Source organism: Caldimonas caldifontis (assembly GCF_002930615.1).
Classification (GTDB): domain Bacteria; phylum Pseudomonadota; class Gammaproteobacteria; order Burkholderiales; family Burkholderiaceae_C; genus Caldimonas; species Caldimonas caldifontis.
In genome coordinates, this window is the sequence record NZ_PSNX01000009.1 from 118,889 (window position 1) to 135,282 (window position 16,394).

The following is a 16,394-nucleotide window of genomic DNA, read 5'->3' on the forward strand; positions in this document are numbered from 1 at the left end:
CCGATGTCCCGATCCCCGATGTCCCACCCCCTTCTGCGCCTGGCCTCCAGCCTGGCCGTCTTGGCCGCTTCAGCCCCGCTGGCCCAGGCCGCCGATCTCGACAGCATCAACCTGCTCACCCAGCGCGAGTTCCGCCAGCTCAGCGAGGATGTGGCCGCCATCACCTCCTTCAAGCCACTGATGGGCGCCGAACCCGGTGGCATCACTGGCTTCGATGTGGGCGTGACGCTTTCGGCCACGGAACTGGCGCACCGCGGCGTGTGGCGCAAGGCCGCTGGCGGCTCCAGCGTGCCTGAGGTGGTGCCCGTGCTCGGCCTGCGCGCCCACAAGGGCCTGCCGCTGAACCTCGATGTGGGCGTGTTCTACAACACCCTGCCCGACTCCAACGTGCGCGCCACCGGCGGCGAGCTGCGCTGGGCGGCCCTGCCGGGCAACGCCGTGCTGCCGGCCGTGGCCTTCCGGCTGTCGGCCTCGTCGCTGTCGGGCGTGGACCAGATGAAGCTGCGCACCACGGGTGCGGACGTGTCCATCTCGAAGGGCTTCCTCTTCGTCACGCCCTATGCCGGCGTCGGTCAGGTGCATGTGCGCTCCTCTGCACGCGGCGCACCGGCGCTTCGCAGCGAAAGCTTCACCCAGACCAAGCTGTTCGCCGGTGCCAACGTGGGCCTGGGCATCGGCAACCTCGCCTTCGAGGCCGACAAGACCGGCGACACCAGCAGCTTCGGCGTCAAGCTCAGCCTCGGCTTCTGAGCGCCGGCGCGCGTGCGGCCGCGCGCCGCACGCGTTTGGCGGCAAAACGCTAAAGTGCGAGGATGTCTGCCGATTCCTCCGCTGCCGCCTCCCCTGCCCCCCGCCTGTCGATGACGCAGGTGCTGATCTGCGGGGCCCTGATCGTCACCTTGTCCATGGGCATCCGCCACGGCTTCGGCCTGTGGCTGCAGCCCATCACCATGGAGCGGGGCTGGACCCGTGAGACCTTCGCCTTCGCGATCGCGATCCAGAACCTGATGTGGGGCGCCACTGGCCCCTTTGCAGGCATGCTGGCCGACCGCTTCGGCGCCTTCCGCGTGCTGCTGGCCGGCGCCGTGCTGTACGCCGTGGGCCTGGTGCTGATGGGCCTGGCCACCTCCGGCCTGGCCTTCACCGGCAGCGCCGGCCTGCTGCTGGGCATGGCCCAGGCGGGCACCACGTATGCCGTCATCTACGGCGTGATCGGCCGCAACGTGGCGCCCGAGAAACGCTCATGGGCCATGGGCGTGGCCGCCGCAGCCGGCTCCTTCGGTCAGTTCCTGATGGTGCCGGTGGAAAACTGGCTGATCGGCAGCTTCGGCTGGCAAAACGCCCTCTTCATCCTGGGCTGCCTGGCGCTGGCCATCATGCCGCTGGCCATCGGCCTGAAGGAACCCAAGGTTCCTGGCCACGTAGTGGGCTTCCAGCAAAGCATCGGCCAGGCCCTGCGCGAAGCCTTCGGCTACCGCAGCTTCCAGTTGCTGATGGCCGGCTACTTCGTCTGCGGCTTCCAGGTGGTCTTCATTGGAGTGCACATGCCCAGCTACCTCAAGGACCAGGGGATGTCGCCCGAGGTGGCCACCTATGCGCTGGCCCTCATCGGCCTGTTCAACGTCTTCGGCACCTACGCGGCCGGCAGCCTGGGTCAGCGTCTGGCCAAGCGGCACATCCTGGCTGCGATCTACTTCCTGCGCTCGGTGGCCATCGTGGCCTTCCTGTGGGCGCCGCTCACGCCCATGAGCGTCTATGTCTTTTCGGCCGTGATGGGCGTGCTGTGGCTGTCCACCGTGCCACCCACCAATGCGGTCGTGGCGCAGATCTTCGGTGTGCAGTACCTGTCGATGCTGGGCGGCTTCGTCTTCTTCAGCCACCAGATCGGCTCCTTCCTGGGCGTGTGGCTGGGTGGCCTGCTCTACGACAGCACCGGCAGCTACGACATCGTCTGGTGGATCGCCGTGGCCCTGGGCATCTTCGCCGCCCTGGTGAACCTGCCGGTGCGGGAAACCGCCATCCAGCGCGCCGCTGCGGCTGCGGCATGATGGAGCCATGAACCCGATGCGCCATCCTCGTGTGCTCCAGGCCCTGGCCTGGACCGTGGGCGTGCTCGTGCTGCTCGGGGTCTTCGCCTGGTATGCCCAGCCGGCCATGGTGGTCGAACTGGCCAACCAGCTCTGGAATTGTTTCTAGGCCTTCCATGCAGGTGATCGTGTTGACCGGTGCCTCCGAGGGCATCGGGGCAGAGATGGCGCGCCAGCTGGCGCAGCGCCATGGCAGCGGCCTGGCCCTGGTGCTGGCTGCGCGCAACCTCGAACGGCTGGAAGTGGTGGCCGCCGAATGCCGCGATCGCGGCGCCCAGACCCTCGTGCAGCGCACCGATGTGGGTGTCGAGTCCGAGTGCCGCGCGCTGATCCAGGCCGCCGCGCAGACCTTTGGGCGTCTCGATGGCCTGATCAACAACGCCGGCATGTCGGCCCACGCCCTGCTACGTGAAGTCCATGACCTCAGCTGGTACGAACAGCTCATGCGCATCAACCACTGGGGCGCCGTGTGGTGCACCCATGCCGCCCTGCCCCACCTGCTGGCCAGCCGGGGCCGGCTGTGCGCCGTCAGCAGCCTGGCGGGGCTGGTGGGTGTGCCCGGACGCACGGCTTACAGTGCCACCAAGTTCGCCATGACCGGCTTCTTCGAGGCCCTACGCGCCGAACTTGGCGGCACGGGCGTGAGCGTGACCACGGCCTACCCGGGCGTGGTGGACACCGAGATCCGCCGGCGAGGCTACAACGCCGCGGGGCAGCCGGCCGGCAAGAGTGGCCTCGACGAACGAGGGGCAATGCCCGTGGCGACCTGCGCGCGGCTGATCATCGAGGGCATGGAGCAGCGTCGTCGCGAGGTGGTGATGACGGCCCAGGGCCGGCTCGGTCGCTGGCTCAAGCTGCTTGCGCCCAGCCTCGTCGACCGCATGGCGCTGGCAGCCCTGCATCAGGACGCGCGGCCCCGATGAGCGAAACTCCCGCAGGAACTCCCGCACATGGGCAGGAGGCCCCGTCGGTCTGGGTGCAGCGCTGGGCCCATCTGATCCCATCGGGCGGTACGGTGCTCGACGTGGCCTGTGGCGCCGGCCGCCACCTGCGCTGGCTGGCCGGCCGCGGTCATCCGGTCACCGGGGTGGATCGTGATGCGCAGGCCGTGGCCGCGCTGCAGGATCTGGGGGAAATCGTGGTGGCCGATATCGAGAACGGCCCCTGGCCCTTCGCCGGGCGGTGCTTCGCGGCCGTGGTGGTCACCAACTACCTCTGGCGGCCCCTCCTCCCCACCCTCATCGACTCGGTGGCCCCGGGGGGTATCCTGCTCTACGAGACCTTCGCAGCCGGCAACGAAACGGTCGGGCGCCCGCGCAACCCCGATTTCCTGTTGCGTCCGGGCGAACTGCTTGAGGCCACCCGCCCGGCCCTGCGGGTGGTGGCCTACGAGGACGGCTATGCCGAGCCACCGCCGCGCTTCATCCAGCGTCTGGCGGCTGTGCGGGAGGCCTCCTCCGGCCCGCAGGTGTACCGGCTGGCCTGAGCGCCGGCCAGGCTGGGTCAGATGGGTAGAATCGCCGGATTCACAGGATCACTCCCATGACACGCATTACCGGCAGCATCGTGGCCCTGGTCACGCCCATGCATGAAGACGGCAGCGTCGATCACGACGGTCTGCGCAAGCTGATCGACTGGCACATCGCCGAAGGTACCGACTGCATCGGTGTGGTGGGCACCACCGGCGAGTCCCCCACGGTCACCGTGGAGGAACAGGCCGAGATCATCCGCATCGCCGTCCAGCACGCCAAAGGCCGCGTGCCCATCATGGCCGGTGCGGGGGCGAACTCCACACGGGAGGCCATCGAACTGTCGAAGTTCGCCAAGCAAGCCGGCGCCGACTGCACGCTGCAGGTCGTTCCCTACTACAACAAGCCCACCCAGGAAGGTATCTACCGCCACTTCAAGGCCATCGCCGAGGCGGTGGACATCCCGATGGTGCTGTACAACGTGCCTGGCCGCACGGTGGCCGACATGCAGCACGAGACCGTGCTGCGCCTGGCCCAGGTGCCCGGCATCATCGGCATCAAGGAGGCCACGGGCAACATCGACCGCGCTGCCTGGCTGATCAGGCAGGCCCCCAAAGGCTTCGCCATCTACTCGGGTGACGATCCGACGGCCGTGGCCCTGATGCTGCTGGGGGGCCATGGCAACGTCAGCGTGACCGCCAACGTGGCACCCAGGGCCATGCACGAGTTGTGCGCGGCGGCCATCGCAGGCGATGCCCGCCGTGCCGCCGAGATCCACATGCGTCTGCTGCCGCTGCACAAGCAGCTCTTCGTCGAACCCAATCCCATCCCGGTGAAGTGGGCGCTGCAACGCATGGGCATCGTGGGGGGGGCGTTGCGCCTTCCGCTCACCCCGCTGGGCGAGGCCTCCCAGCGTGCCGTGGAACAAGCCCTGCGCGAAGCAGGTCTCATCTGAGCTGGCACCCGTCCCGGGCTCGCTCCGGGGCCGCTGCCAGTTCCCCCAAGGTAACGGAGAACACTTTTGCTGAACGCGTTCCTGACCCGGCCGGTTCCGGCCGCCTGCATGGCCCTGCTGGCGCTCACCCTGGCCGGCTGCTCGTCGGTGTCGAATGTCCTGTCGGGCGACAAGGTGGACTACCGCAGCGGGAGCACCGTGCGTGAGAGCAACCTGGACGTGCCCCCCGATCTGACGCAGCTCTCGCGCGATTCACGCTACGCCGTCTCGGGCGGCAGTGTGAGTGCCGCCAGCTTCCAGAGCACGCGCCCCGCCGCCGGCACCGCCCCCACCGTGGCCCCGCGCGAACTCGGTCAGGCTCGCATCGAACGCGCGGGCAGCCAGCGCTGGCTGGTGGTGGACCTGACGCCCGAGCAGCTCTGGCCGCGTCTGCGCAGTTTCTGGCAGGAGATCGGCCTCAACCTCGCCGTCGATGCGCCGGAGGCCGGCGTCATGGAGACGGAGTGGGCCGAGAACCGGGCCAAGCTGCCCCAGGACATCATCCGCCGCACACTGGGCCGTGTGCTGGAATCGTTCTACTCCACCGGCGAGGTGGATCGCTACCGCATTCGCGTGGAGCGCACGACCGAGGGCAGCGAGATCTACCTGAGCCACCGCGGCATGGAGGAGGTCTATACCAACCAGCTGCAGGACAGCACCCGCTGGCAGCCCCGACCCTCGGACCCCGACATGGAAGCGGTCATGCTCACCCGGCTGTTGAACCATCTGGGCAAGACGACCGAACAGGCGCAGGCCACGCTCGCGCAGGCGCCCGCCCAGCAACCAGCCCGAGCCCGGGTGGTCGATGAGGACGGCGCCCCGCTGGTGCTCATCGACGACGGCTTCGATCGCGCCTGGCGCCGCGTGGGCCTGACGCTGGACCGTAGCGGTTTCACGGTCGAGGATCGCGACCGGGCCCGGGGCCTGTACTTCGTGCGCTACGTCGAACCCCGTGCACCGCAGCCCGAACCAGGTCTGCTGGGTCGGGTGTTCGGACAAAGGAATGCCGAAGCGCCCAAGCCGCAACGCTATCGCATCGAAGTGCAGTCGCGCGGCGAGCGCAGCGCCGTGTTGCTCAGCAACGAACAAGGCCAGCGCCAGACCGGAGACGCCGCCCGTCGCATTCTGACCCTCGTGGCCGAGGATTTGCGATGACCGAAGAACTGAAAACCTCCTGAAACATTTACAGGGAATATATTTCAGGGCTTACATTCAAATACCTCTGCCCACAAAAAAGCCGCCCTTGGGCGGCTTTTTGTTCATGCGCTGCAGGCTTACTTCGAGGCGGCAGCAGAGGCGGCTTCGGCCACGGCGGCTGCAGCTTCAGAAGCAGCATTGGCCGTCGCGGCAGCGGCCTCGGAAGCAGCCTCCGTCACGGCAGAAGCCGCTTCAGCCACAGGAGCCGGCGCAGGCGCCGGGGCTTCCACGGCGGGAGCAGGAGCGGGCGCTTCTTCCTTCTTGCCGCAGGCGGCCAGAGCCAGAGCGGCGACGATGGAAGCCAACACAAGCGACTTGTTCATTGCATGTTCCTCGAAAGGGTCGAACCAGGTGAATGATTTTGGGCAGGAGGTGGAGCCGATAACCCTCGGGAGGGGCTCCACTCAAACCGGGCGATATTATATCTAGGGTTTGCCCTAAATCACAAACCAAGGGTGGTGACGGGGAATGCCGGCACCCCGCGTGCCGCCAGTTCCTGAACCTGTTCGCCAACCCGCAGCAGGTCGGCCGGGGTGGTGTCGATGAAGCCACGGTAGCGCAGCGGATCCACCAGCCGCACGGCCTGCAGGCCGGGAGCGAACCAGAAGCACGGCATCTGCGACGGCTCGATCTCGGACAGGGCCAGGCACTCCACCACATGGCCCCAGTCGCGCCGCCAGTTCACCCAGCGCGCATGCCGTCGCGGCACTTCATCGAAGTGGCAGGCCAGCAGGGTCAGGCGCCGGTGGGCATAGGCCCAGCGCGTGAGGGCTTCCACCACGGCGCGCTCCCCCAGCGGCCAGTCGGCGAAATCGACGTCGCACAGCCAGATCTCGCGGCAGCCCTGCTCGGCCGCCCGCTCGAAGGCCTTCACGATCTCACGATGGAAGTCGGACCGGCTCGCGATGGGAGGAACCGGCGCGGTCGAAGAAGAAGGGGTGTCCATGGGGTAGGTCTCCAGGGGTCAGGCCACAGGCCTGTCGATGGGATGCAGCCAGCCGTCATCGGCCCAGCGGGTGAGCAAGGCCCGCGCAGCTTCGCTGGCGCCATCCCAGGCTCTGGCGTCCAGCCTTCGGGTGTCGGCCAGGCGACGCATCAGCCGCGCATCGGCGCCCGCGGCGCGGAAGGCTTCACCGTTGATGAAGACATGCTGGCTGTCATACATCATCCGCGTGCGCCGGTCCAGTTGCAGCCCATGGGAGAGGTCGGCAGCGGAGCCGATGTCGAACCAGACGCCTGATTTCGGCTCGGTGAGGTATTCCCCCAAGGCACATGCCAGCGCACCGCGATCGCGCAGCAAGGATTGCACGGCGTCGAGCGCAAACTGCTGCAGGGTCTCGGGCACACGGCCCGGCGTCGCAGTCGCAGCCTGCCTGGGATCGGTGTAGAGCGGGCTGTCGTCCTCGCCCTCACGGGCCTCGAGTTCGCGCACCAGCACCTCGCGCAGCAGTTCTTCCCGGCGCGGTGCGCGAAAGCCGATCGAGGCCGTCATGCACTCGCCCTCGGCCACGCCATCGTGGGCCCAGCGCGGCGGCAGGTAGAGCATGTCGCCGGGCTCCAGCACATGCTCCTCCTCGGCCCGGAAGTTGGCAAGGATCTTGAGCGGCACCCCTTCCACCAGCCGGGCGTCGTCCAGGCGGCCGATGCGCCAGCGGCGCTTGCCATGCACCTGGAGCAGGAAGACGTCGTAGGAATCGAAATGCGGGCCGACGCCGCCGCCATCGCTGGCGTAGGAGATCATCAGGTCGTCCAGCCGCGCGTCCGGCACGAAGCGAAAGGCCTGCAGCAGTCGGTGGGCCGGGTCATGGTGCAGGTCCACGCCCTGCACGAGCACCGTCCAGCCCGGGCGCGACAACGGCGGCAGGGCCCGTCGCGGCAGGGGGCCATGACGCACCTGCCAGCGGTGATCGGCCTGGCGGATCAGGCGCGACTCCACATCGTCTCGCGCGGCCAGGGCAAAGAGTTCGTCGCGCGTGGGCAGGTCGATCGGCACGGGCACGGCCCCGCGGACAAGCAGCGGACGCTTGTGCCAGTGCCGGCGCATGAAGGTCTCGGGGCTGAGCCCCCCGAGCAGGGCCAGGGGTCGTGAAATCTGCATGGGTGCCATTGTGCGATCATTGCTCATGCGCATCACATCCCCCTGCGTCGTCAGCCTCACCTGGCGACTCGAAGACACCCTGGGCCACCTCATCGACGAGCTGGCCGAACCCGTCGAGTTCTTCTACGGCGGCGATGACCTGCTGGCCAAAGTCGAGGAAGCCCTGGAGGGCCAGGATGTGGGCTTCGAAGCCCATCTGCACCTGGAACCCGAGCATGCCTTCGGCGACTACGATCCGGCGCTGGTCTTCTTCGAAGACCGCAAGATCTTCTCCGAGCACATCGAACCCGGCATGCAGTTCGATGGTCTGCCCGAAGGCGTCAAGATCTACACCATCACCGAGGTCTATGACAGCCACGTGGTGCTCGACGGCAACCACCCGCTGGCCGGCATCGCACTGCGTCTGGCACTGAAGGTGCGCGACGTGCGCGAGGCCCGTGAGGAAGAGATCGAACGCGGCTCGGTGGGCCTGCCTGTCGTCTCCTTGATGGGTACCGGGCGGGGCGACGAGCCCCTGCACTGATCCCCGTCAGCGCCTACCGGTCGAGCCGAAGCCCCCCTCGCCTCGGTGCGAGGCGTCGAAGTCCTCGACGATCTCGAACTTCGCCTGCACCACCGGCACCAGCACGAGCTGGGCGATGCGCTCCATGGGGTGCACGGTGAAGGTCGTGTGCCCCCGGTTCCAGCAGCTCACCATCAGCTGGCCCTGGTAGTCGGAATCGATGAGGCCCACCAGGTTGCCCAGCACGATGCCGTGCTTGTGACCGAGGCCCGAGCGCGGCAGGATGAGCGCAGCGAGCCCTGGATCGGCGATATGGATGGCCAGACCGGTGGGGATCAGTTCGGTCTGCCCGGGCTCGAGCACCAGCGGTGCATCGAGGCAGGCGCGCAGGTCCAGGCCGGCGCTGCCGGCAGTGGCGTAGGCGGGCAGGTGCCCGGCCATGCGGCCGTCGAGCACCTTCAGGGCAATCGGGGTCATGCGGAAGCGGCGTCCAGGCGGTTGGCGATCTCGTGCACCAGCAGGCGCGCGAGGGAGAGCTTGTCGGTGCGCCGACCGTCCTCGGGCAAAGGGCGCTCCCCCGCCGCATCGACCAGCAGCACCGCATTGTCATCCTGGCCGAAGGTGGCCGGGCCGAGGTTGGCCACGAGCAGCGGCACCCCCTTGCGCTCACGCTTGGCACGGGCATGCTCGGCGAGCTTTTCGCTTTCGGCAGCAAAGCCCACGCAGTAGGGCGCCTTGGGCAGGCGGGCCACGCCGGCCAGGATGTCGGGGTTCTCGACGAAGCTCAGCGCCGGGCACTGGCCCGAGCCGTCCTTCTTGAGCTTGTGTTCGGCAGCCGTGGCCGGGCGCCAGTCGGCCACCGCGGCCGTGGCGATGAAGACATCGTGCTCAGGGGCCAGCGGCAGCACGGCATCGCGCATCTGCACGGCGCTGCGCACGTCGATGCGGCGCACGCCGCGCGGCGTGGCTTGCGACACCGGGCCGGCCACGAGCGTGACCTCGGCGCCCGCTTCCCGGGCCGCGCGGGCCAGCGCAAAACCCATCTTGCCGCTGGACAGGTTGGTGATGCCGCGCACGGGGTCGATGGCCTCGAAGGTGGGCCCGGCCGTGATCAGCACGCGGCGGCCGCGCAGCGGCTTGGGCTGGAAGAAGGCCACGATCTCGTCGAAGAGTTCCTCGGGCTCCAGCATGCGGCCATCCCCGATCTCGCCACAGGCCTGGTCGCCGTGGGCCGGGCCCAGCAGCACGGCCCCATCGGCCACCACCTGCGCCACGTTGCGACGCGTGGCCGGGTGCGACCACATCTCGCGATTCATCGCCGGCGCCAGCAGCAAGGGGCAGGGCTGCTGCGCCATCGTCCAGGGGCGGGCCAGGCACATCAGGCTGATGAGGTCGTCGGCGCGACCTTGCGCCAGCGCCGCGATGCAGTCCGCGCTGGCCGGCGCAACCACGATGGCGTCGGCCCCGCGCGTGAGGTTGATGTGCGCCATGTTGTTCGGCTCGCGCGCGTCCCACTGGCTCGTTGTGACCGGCTGCCCCGACAGGGCCTGCATCGTGACGGCCGTGATGAAGTGCTCGGCGGCTTCGCTCATCACGACTTGCACCGAGGCCCCCGCCTTGACGAGCAGGCGCAGCAGTTCGGCACTCTTGTAACAGGCAATGCCGCCAGAGAGGGCCAGCACCAGACGGCGGCCCCGCAGGGCGGGAAGGGATTCGGGCTTCACGGGCGGCACTTTACCCGAGCCATCGCCTTGGGAATTTTCTGTGATTTCAGTAATTTCTGAAATTTCAGGCGAAACTTGCCACATATCAAGATCCGGTCGAGGCCTCCATGACCACCATGACTCCCCTGGTACGCAGCTTCGTCTCCCATTTCGGCGAGATGGGCAGCCGCTGGGGCATCAATCGCACCGTCGGGCAGATCTATGCCCTGCTCTTCGTCTCGCCGCATCCGCTGAACGCCGAGGACATCGCGGAGAAGCTGGAGTTCTCGCGCTCGAACGTCAGCATGGGCCTGAAGGAGCTTCAGGCCTGGCGGCTGGTGAAGCTCAAGCATCTTGCCGGCGACCGTCGCGACCATTTCGAGGCCCCCACCGACGCCTGGGAGATTTTCCGCACCCTGGCCGAGGAGCGCCGCCGTCGCGAGATCGAGCCCACGCTGTCGATGCTGCGCAATGCCCTGCTGGAAGAACCCACGCAGGAGGAAGACCGCATCGCCCAGGAACGCATGAAAGGCATGCACGACCTCATCGAACTGATGACCACCTGGTTCGACGACGTGCAGCGCATGGATGCCCAGACGCTCGCCCAGCTCATGAAGATGGGCTCGCGCGTGGGCAAGCTGCTCGAATACACCGGCAAGCTGCGGCCCCAGCCTGCCTTGTCCCGCTGACCAACTGCCCTGCACACCGCCATGGACGCCCTCCTCCTCGCCCGCCTGCAGTTCGCGGCCAACATCACCTTCCACATCCTCTTTCCCACCATCACGATCGCGTTGTGCTGGGTCCTGCTCTTCTTCCGCTGGCGCTGGCTGCGCACGCAGGATGCTGCCTGGCTCGGCGCCTACCGCTTCTGGACCAAGGTCTTCGCGCTGAGCTTCGCGCTTGGGGTGGTGTCGGGCATCACGATGAGCTTCCAGTTCGGCACCAACTGGCCGGGTTTCATGGAACGCGTGGGCAACATTGCCGGCCCCCTGCTGGGCTACGAGGTGTTGACCGCCTTCTTCCTGGAAGCCACCTTCCTGGGGGTGATGCTCTTCGGTCACGGCAAGGTGAGTGAAAGGGTGCACCTGCTCGCCACCTTCCTGGTGGCCCTGGGCACGACGATGAGCGCCTTCTGGATCCTCAGCCTCAATTCGTGGATGCAGACACCCGCCGGCTACGAGATCATCAATGGCGAATTCCACGTGACAAGCTGGGCCGAGGTGGTCTTCAACCCCTCCTTCCCCTACCGCCTGAGCCACATGCTGCTCGCCTCCGGTCTGACGGTGGCCTTCCTGCTGGCGGGTTTGAGCGCCTGGCAGGTCCTCAAGAACAAGGCGAATGCCTCCACGCCCAAGGTGATGCGCACCGGCCTCACGCTGGGCGCGGTGCTCATCCCGCTGCAGATCTTCGTGGGTGACCTGCACGGCCTGAACACCCTGGAGCATCAACCCCAGAAGATCGCGGCCATGGAAGGTGTGTGGGAGACCGAGCGGGGTGCTCCGCTGCTGCTGTTCGCATGGCCCGACGAGGCGACGCGCAGCAACCGCTTCGAAGTGGGCATCCCCAAAGGGGCCAGCCTCATCCTCACGCATGAACTCGACGGCGAAATCCGTGGCCTCAATGAATTTCTCGGCTCGCACCCGCCGGTCGCACCTGTCTTCTTCGGCTTTCGCATCATGGTGGGCACGGGAGTGCTGATGCTGCTGATGAGCTGGCTGGGCTGGTGGATGCTGCGCCGGCGCGGCTGGGCACCCGATGGGCTTCCGCGCCCCCTGCTCTGGGGTCTGACCGCCATGAGCTTCTCCGGCTGGGTGGCCACGGTCGCCGGCTGGTACGTCACGGAGATCGGCCGCCAGCCCTACATCGTGCAAGGCCTGCTGCGCACGGCCGAGGTTGCGTCAACCACTCCCGCACCGATGATCGCGCTCACCCTGGCCGCCTACGTCACGGTCTATCTCGCCCTGATCGTGGCCTACGTTGGCGTGATCGCCCACATGGCAGGCAAGCCCATCGACGCCCCGGTGCGCTACGCCAGCACCCGCCTGACCCAGGCCACGGAGGCCCGCTCATGAGCTTCGACGACACCCTGCCCCTGATCTTCATGGCCGTGATGGGCCTGGCCATGCTCGCCTACGTCGTGCTCGACGGCTTCGACCTGGGCGTGGGCATGCTGATGCACCGCGCCACCCCCGAGCAGAAGGACGTGATGGTCTCGTCCATCGGACCCTTCTGGGATGCCAACGAGACCTGGCTGGTGCTGGGCGTGGGCATCCTGCTGATCGCCTTCCCCAAGGCTCACGGCATCGTGCTCACGGCCTTGTACCTGCCCGTGGCGGTGATGCTCATCGGCCTGATCCTGCGCGGTGTGGCCTTCGACTTCCGCGTCAAAGCTCAGGATGAGCACAAGCCCCTGTGGAACCGTGCCTTCTTCGTGGGCTCGATGATGGCCTCGCTGGCCCAGGGCTGGATGCTGGGCCGCTACATCACCGGCTTTGCCGACGGCTGGCAGTTCACCGCCTTCGCGGCCGCGATCGCCATCGCCCTGGCAACGGCCTATGTGCTGCTGGGGGCGACCTGGCTGATCATGAAGACCGAAGGCGACTTGCAGGCCCGGGCCGCCGGCTGGGCCCGGCTGGCCTGGCTGCCGGTGGCCGTGGGGATGGCGCTCATCTCGCTGGCCACCCCATGGGTCAGCGAGACCGTGCGCAGCCGTTGGTTCTCGATGCCCGAGTTCATCGCCCTGCTGCCCATCCCGCTCGTCACGGCCGCGGCTCTGGTGACCCTGCGCGTGGTACTGAACTCGCCACGCATCCTGGGCCGCCTGTGCTGGGTGCCCTTTGCGCTGGTGGTGGCCGTGTTCGTGCTGGGCTTCTTCGGCCTGGCCTACAGCCTCTACCCCTATGTGGTGATGGACAGGCTCACCATCTGGGAAGCCGCCAGCGCCCCGGCCTCGTTGAAGGTGATCCTCTTCGGCACGGCGCTCACCGTGCCGGCCATCATCGGCTACACCGTCTTTGCCTACCGGGTGTTCTGGGGCAAGGCGCGTGAACTGACCTACGCCTGAGCCGACAGTTCAGCGTCGCGGCAGTCCGTCAGGGTCGGACGCCGGCCCGACGGGCGGCACGCGCGAGAGCTGCAGCACCTGGGCGGCGGGTGCATCGGTCAGCGTGGTGACCGAGCCCAGACCCAGGTCCATCGACCCGCCCACGCGGCGATAACGGGCCTGCCACTGGCGCCGCCAGGCGCCCGCGCGCTCGATGTGGCGCTCGAACTGCACCTGCACGCGGGCCCCGCGGCTGCCGAGCTGGCCGATGGCCTGCTGCAGCGCAAGGAACACCGCCGGCCCCGCGCTGCGCTCGGCCCACACGGTGCAGGCCCCATCGGTGGTGGTGGCCAGCATCACGGCCCCGTCGGGGCTGCGCAGCACGGCGCCCGCGCGGCCGGCCAGCAAGGCCCCCACCTCGGGGAAAATCGGGTCAAGCGGGTCGAAGCCCTGGGTGAGCGCCCAATCCATCACCGGCACCGGTTCCCCTTCATGGGCCACACAGCCTTCGACGAACCAGCGCACCACCTCGGCCGGCACGGCTTCACGTGAGGCGCTGGGCTCCTGAGCCCAGACGCTGGAGGCACCGGCAGCGCACAACGCCGCGGCCAGGCCTGCAAGACGCCAGCGAGCCGTCACGGGCGCTGCGCCCTCAGACGCGCTCGGCCACCCAGGCCTGCACCGAGGCCAGGGCCTGGAGCAGCTTGCTGGCGTCCGTGCCTCCGGCCATGGCCAGGTCGGGCTTGCCGCCACCCTTGCCACCCACCTGCTGGGCCACGAAGTTCACCAGCTCGCCGGCCTTCACCTTGGCCGTGCTGTCGCTGGTGACACCGGCTGCGAGCTGGACCTTGCCGCCATCCACGGCCGCCAGCACGATGGCCGCCGTCTTGAGCTTGTCCTTGAGCTTGTCCATGGTCTCGCGCAGGGTCTTGGCGTCGGCCCCGTCGAGCGTGGCAGCCAGCACCCGGATGCCCTTCACATCGACGGCCTGGGACAACAATTCGTCGCCTTGAGCCGAAGCCAGCTTGCCCTTCACGGCGGCCAGTTCCTTCTCGAGCGCACGCACCTGGTCGAGCACCTGCGCCACGCGGTTCGGCACTTCGGCGGCCGTGGCCTTGAGGGTGCCGGCGAGCTGGTTCACCGTGGACTCCAGGCCTTGGAGATAGGCCAGGGCGTTCTCGCCCGTCACCGCCTCCACGCGTCGCACACCGGCAGCGACTCCGCCTTCGGCCACGATCTTGAAAAGGCCGATGTCACCGGTGCGTGCGACGTGGGTACCGCCGCACAGTTCACGGCTGGAGCCGATGTCGAGCACACGCACCTCGTCGCCGTACTTCTCGCCGAACAGCATCATCGCGCCCAGCTTCTGAGCCTCCTCGATCGGCATCACGCGCGCCTGCGTGTCGGCGTTGGAGAGGATCTCGGCATTGACCAGGGCTTCCACCTTGCGGATCTGTTCCTCGGTCATCGGCGCGTTGTGCGCGAAGTCGAAGCGGGTGCGCTCGGCATTCACCAGCGAGCCTTTCTGCTGCACGTGGGCGCCCAGCACCTCGCGCAAGGCCTTGTGCATCAGGTGGGTGGCACTGTGGTTGCGCACCGTCTTTGCCCGCTGCTCGCCGTCCACACGGGCGTTGAGCGTGTCGCCGACCTTGATCTCGCCTTCCACGACACGGCCATGGTGGCCAAACACATCGGCCTGGATCTTCTGCGTGTCTTCCACCATGAAGCGGCTGGTGTTGTTGCGCAGCTCGCCGGTGTCACCCACCTGGCCACCGCTTTCGGCATAGAAGGGCGTGTGGTCAAGCACGATCACCGCGTCATCGCCGGCGCGGGCCGCAGACACCGGGCTGCCGTCCACATAGACGGCCGTGACCTTGGCGCCCTCATGCGTCAGGTGGTCGTAGCCGTGGAAGGTGGTGGGCGCTCCGCTGTACTCGAGGCCCGCCGCCATCTTGAACTTGCCGGCCGCGCGGGCCTGCTCGCGCTGGCGCGTCATCGCGGCGTCGAACCCGGCGGAATCCACCGTCACGCCGCGTTCGCGGCACACGTCGGCGGTGAGGTCGAGCGGGAAGCCATAGGTGTCATGCAGCTTGAAGGCGAGTTCGCCGTCCAGCTGCTTCGTACCGCCGGCCAGCGCGCCTTCCAGGATCTCCATGCCATGCGCGATGGTCTGGAAGAAGCGCTCTTCTTCCTGCTTCAGCACCTCAGTGATGCGGGTCTCGTGCTGGCGCAGCTCGGGGTAGGCCTCGCCCATCTGGTTCACCAGCTCGCGCACCAGACTGAAGAAGAAGGGCTTGCGCGCACCCAGCTTGTAGCCATGGCGGATGCCGCGGCGTGCGATGCGGCGCAGCACGTAGCCGCGGCCTTCGTTGCCAGGGATCACACCATCAGCCACCGTGAAGGCACAGGCGCGGATGTGGTCGGCGATCACCTTCAGCGACGGAGACTCCTTGTCGCAGTCTCCGGCGCCTGCGGCATCCACCGCCCGCTTGGCGGCCGCCAGCAGCGCCACGAACAGGTCGATCTCGTAGTTCGAGTGCACCCCCTGCAGCACGGCGGCAATCCGTTCCAGGCCCATGCCCGTGTCCACGCTGGGCTTGGGCAGCTTGTGCATCACCCCCGCCTCGTCGCGGTTGAACTGCATGAACACGTTGTTCCAGATCTCGATGTAGCGGTCGCCGTCTTCGTCGGGGCTGCCGGGTGGGCCGCCGGGGATGCCCTCGCCATGGTCGTAGAAGATCTCGGTACAGGGGCCGCAGGGGCCCGTGTCGCCCATCATCCAGAAGTTGTCGGAGGCGTAGCGCGCGCCCTTGTTGTCGCCGATGCGCACGATGCGCTCGGCCGGCACGCCCACGTCCTTGTGCCAGATGTCGTAAGCCTCGTCGTCCTCGGCGTACACCGTGACCCACAGCTTGGAGGCCGGCAGCTTGAAATGCTCGGTCAGCAGTTCCCAGGCGTACTTGATGGCATCGCGCTTGAAATAGTCGCCAAAGCTGAAGTTGCCCAGCATCTCGAAGAAGGTGTGGTGCCGGGCGGTGTAGCCCACGTTCTCCAGGTCGTTGTGCTTGCCGCCGGCGCGGATGCACTTCTGGGCGGTGGTGGCACGGGTGTAGGGCCGCTTGTCGAAGCCCAGGAAGACGTCCTTGAACTGGTTCATCCCGGCGTTGGTGAAGAGCAGCGTCGGGTCGTCGCCGGGCACCACGGGGCTGGAGGCCACGATGGTGTGTCCCTTGGACTCGAAGAACTTCAGGAAGGTCTGGCGGATCTCGGCGGCTTTCATCCGGGGGCTTTCTGGGCAGGC

At 67.7% G+C, this 16,394-nt stretch carries 18 protein-coding genes; 11 read left to right on the plus strand and 7 right to left on the minus strand.

What is annotated here, in order from left to right:
• Window positions 1-18: 18 nt before the first annotated feature.
• The 7 genes from C1704_RS10930 (at window position 19) to bamC (ending at window position 5,705) form a co-directional block, all read left to right on the plus strand.
• On the plus strand, window positions 19-750 hold the full coding sequence (locus tag C1704_RS10930) for a hypothetical protein (protein WP_104302768.1): 732 nt from the start codon (window positions 19-21) through the stop codon (window positions 748-750).
• Window positions 751-812: 62 nt separating this feature from the next.
• Window positions 813-2,048: an MFS transporter gene (locus tag C1704_RS10935; RefSeq protein ID WP_245876453.1), complete on the plus strand. Its 1,236-nt coding sequence runs from the start codon at window positions 813-815 to the stop codon at window positions 2,046-2,048.
• Window positions 2,049-2,055: 7 nt separating this feature from the next.
• Complete coding sequence (locus C1704_RS17585) at window positions 2,056-2,196, plus strand: hypothetical protein (RefSeq protein WP_170064675.1); 141 nt, start codon at window positions 2,056-2,058, stop codon at window positions 2,194-2,196.
• Between the two features lie 7 nt (window positions 2,197-2,203).
• Window positions 2,204-3,010, plus strand: coding sequence for an SDR family oxidoreductase (locus tag C1704_RS10940; RefSeq protein WP_104302770.1), 807 nt, complete (start codon window positions 2,204-2,206; stop codon window positions 3,008-3,010).
• Entirely contained in the window at window positions 3,007-3,573 is a 567-nt protein-coding gene (locus tag C1704_RS10945; protein ID WP_104302771.1) for a class I SAM-dependent methyltransferase, read from the plus strand. The genes C1704_RS10940 and C1704_RS10945 overlap by 4 nt, the downstream gene beginning before the upstream one ends.
• Window positions 3,574-3,629: 56 nt before the next feature.
• Window positions 3,630-4,511, plus strand: coding sequence for a 4-hydroxy-tetrahydrodipicolinate synthase (gene dapA / locus C1704_RS10950; protein WP_104302772.1), 882 nt, complete (start codon window positions 3,630-3,632; stop codon window positions 4,509-4,511).
• A 66-nt stretch (window positions 4,512-4,577) separates the two neighbouring features.
• Window positions 4,578-5,705, plus strand: coding sequence for an outer membrane protein assembly factor BamC (bamC, locus tag C1704_RS10955; protein WP_245876454.1), 1,128 nt, complete (start codon window positions 4,578-4,580; stop codon window positions 5,703-5,705).
• A gap of 119 nt (window positions 5,706-5,824) precedes the next feature.
• On the opposite strand, the gene C1704_RS10960 is transcribed toward bamC, so the two are convergent.
• The 3 genes from C1704_RS10960 to C1704_RS10970 form a co-directional block, all read right to left on the minus strand.
• The gene (locus tag C1704_RS10960) at window positions 5,825-6,070 is read right to left on the minus strand and encodes a hypothetical protein (RefSeq protein WP_104302773.1); all 246 of its coding nucleotides are present in this window, start codon (window positions 6,068-6,070) and stop codon (window positions 5,825-5,827) included.
• A 119-nt stretch (window positions 6,071-6,189) separates the two neighbouring features.
• The gene (locus C1704_RS10965; protein ID WP_104302774.1) at window positions 6,190-6,693 is read right to left on the minus strand and encodes a hypothetical protein; all 504 of its coding nucleotides are present in this window, start codon (window positions 6,691-6,693) and stop codon (window positions 6,190-6,192) included.
• 18 nt (window positions 6,694-6,711) lie between these two features.
• Entirely contained in the window at window positions 6,712-7,845 is a 1,134-nt protein-coding gene (locus tag C1704_RS10970; protein WP_104302806.1) for a JmjC domain-containing protein, read from the minus strand.
• A 25-nt stretch (window positions 7,846-7,870) separates the two neighbouring features.
• Between C1704_RS10970 and C1704_RS10975 the strand changes: the two genes are divergently transcribed.
• Window positions 7,871-8,368 carry an FKBP-type peptidyl-prolyl cis-trans isomerase gene (locus tag C1704_RS10975; protein ID WP_104302807.1) on the plus strand — a complete coding sequence of 166 codons (498 nt, stop codon included), beginning with the start codon at window positions 7,871-7,873 and terminating at the stop codon, window positions 8,366-8,368.
• Window positions 8,369-8,374: 6 nt separating this feature from the next.
• On the opposite strand, the gene dut is transcribed toward C1704_RS10975, so the two are convergent.
• Together dut and coaBC are read right to left on the minus strand one after the other, a co-directional pair.
• Window positions 8,375-8,824, minus strand: coding sequence for a dUTP diphosphatase (gene dut, locus C1704_RS10980; RefSeq protein ID WP_104302775.1), 450 nt, complete (start codon window positions 8,822-8,824; stop codon window positions 8,375-8,377).
• Window positions 8,821-10,071 (minus strand): bifunctional phosphopantothenoylcysteine decarboxylase/phosphopantothenate--cysteine ligase CoaBC, encoded by a 1,251-nt coding sequence (coaBC, locus tag C1704_RS10985; RefSeq protein WP_245876455.1) that lies wholly within the window; start codon window positions 10,069-10,071, stop codon window positions 8,821-8,823. Before coaBC ends, dut begins: the two co-directional genes overlap by 4 nt.
• A gap of 107 nt (window positions 10,072-10,178) precedes the next feature.
• On the opposite strand from coaBC, the gene C1704_RS10990 reads away from it, so the two are divergent.
• The 3 genes from C1704_RS10990 to C1704_RS11000 are packed head-to-tail and all read left to right on the plus strand — an operon-like array spanning window position 10,179 to window position 13,114.
• Complete coding sequence (locus C1704_RS10990; protein ID WP_211286922.1) at window positions 10,179-10,739, plus strand: GbsR/MarR family transcriptional regulator; 561 nt, start codon at window positions 10,179-10,181, stop codon at window positions 10,737-10,739.
• A gap of 21 nt (window positions 10,740-10,760) precedes the next feature.
• Window positions 10,761-12,122, plus strand: a complete 1,362-nt coding sequence (locus C1704_RS10995) for a cytochrome ubiquinol oxidase subunit I (RefSeq protein ID WP_104302778.1) — start codon at window positions 10,761-10,763, stop codon at window positions 12,120-12,122.
• Complete coding sequence (locus C1704_RS11000; protein WP_104302779.1) at window positions 12,119-13,114, plus strand: cytochrome d ubiquinol oxidase subunit II; 996 nt, start codon at window positions 12,119-12,121, stop codon at window positions 13,112-13,114. Before C1704_RS10995 ends, C1704_RS11000 begins: the two co-directional genes overlap by 4 nt.
• Window positions 13,115-13,123: 9 nt before the next feature.
• Here the strand turns inward: C1704_RS11000 and C1704_RS11005 are convergent, their stop codons facing one another.
• Window positions 13,124-13,732 carry an NMCC_0638 family (lipo)protein gene (locus C1704_RS11005; protein WP_146076070.1) on the minus strand — a complete coding sequence of 203 codons (609 nt, stop codon included), beginning with the start codon at window positions 13,730-13,732 and terminating at the stop codon, window positions 13,124-13,126.
• Between the two features lie 13 nt (window positions 13,733-13,745).
• Window positions 13,746-16,373, minus strand: a complete 2,628-nt coding sequence (gene alaS / locus C1704_RS11010; RefSeq protein WP_104302781.1) for an alanine--tRNA ligase — start codon at window positions 16,371-16,373, stop codon at window positions 13,746-13,748.
• Window positions 16,374-16,394 lie beyond the last annotated feature (21 nt).